General features: G+C 49.1%; 1 protein-coding gene. It reads left to right on the plus strand.

The window, feature by feature from the left end:
* Positions 1-881, plus strand: an 881-nt coding sequence (locus tag R7E42_RS25905; RefSeq protein WP_318073373.1) for a polyamine ABC transporter substrate-binding protein, incomplete at its 5' end; no start/stop codon positions are given.
* Positions 882-1,001: the final 120 nt, after the last annotated feature.

A 1,001-nucleotide genomic window follows, 5' to 3' on the forward strand; every position in this document is an offset into this window, starting at 1 on the left:
GTTTGGCGGAGATAAAAGCGCAAGTAGAAGCAAACAACGTGCGCTGGGATTTGGTCTCGCTGGATAAACCAGACATTGTTCGAGGCTGCGCGGAAGGGCTTTTGGAACCCGTCAACCCCAGTATTCTGCCTCCCGGCGCTGACGGGACACCAGCAAAAGAGGATTTTATCGATGGGGCGATCCACGAGTGTGCGATTAACACCATTGTCGTATCGACCGTCTTAGCGGTGAACGAGGATGCTTTCAAAGGTAAAGCGGCACCAACCAAGTTGACGGACCTTTTTGACTTAACAAACTTTCCCGGTCGACGAGCTCTACAAAAGCAACCTCAAGGTAACCTTGAATGGGCATTATTGGCCGATGGCGTTAAACCTGACGAAGTTTACCGCCTACTAGAAACTGAAGAGGGGCGAGCACGCGCCTTTGCCAAACTCGACACCATCAAACCGCAAGTGCTTTGGTGGACGACAGGTGCGCAGCCACCACAAATGTTGGCAGATAAAGAAGTGGTAATCGCGTCTGCTTTCAATGGCCGGATACACAACGCGCGTAAAGATGAAGGCCAACCATTTCGCATCATTTGGGATCATCAAATGGGTTATATGAACGGCTGGGCTATTCCTAAAGGAAGTGCGAATACAAAACTTGCCCTCGATTTCATCGCTTTTTCTTCGGGTACTAAGCCTTTGGCGGATCAAGCTAAATACGTCGCGTATGGCCCGACTCGTAAGTCTTCTTCCGCAGAAGTAAGCCCAGAGATTCTGGCGAACCTGCCGACCGCGCCTCAGAACTTTAAAACGGCGTTTTTGATTAACGACGAATGGTGGTCTGATTATGCCGATGAGTTGAATGAAGAGTTCAATACTTGGCTGCTTAATTAGGCGTTAACTGTAGGGGCTTATTTCTCGATTGATGAGTTAAACCCCACATTGGAACTCAACGTGCCTATTTTGGAGAAGTGATGAAAGTCATCGATGCAGAGCAAGTCGCGCAGAGTTTGA

The sequence above is a fragment of the Vibrio sp. Vb1337 genome, from assembly GCF_033338715.1.
GTDB lineage: Bacteria > Pseudomonadota > Gammaproteobacteria > Enterobacterales > Vibrionaceae > Vibrio > Vibrio alginolyticus.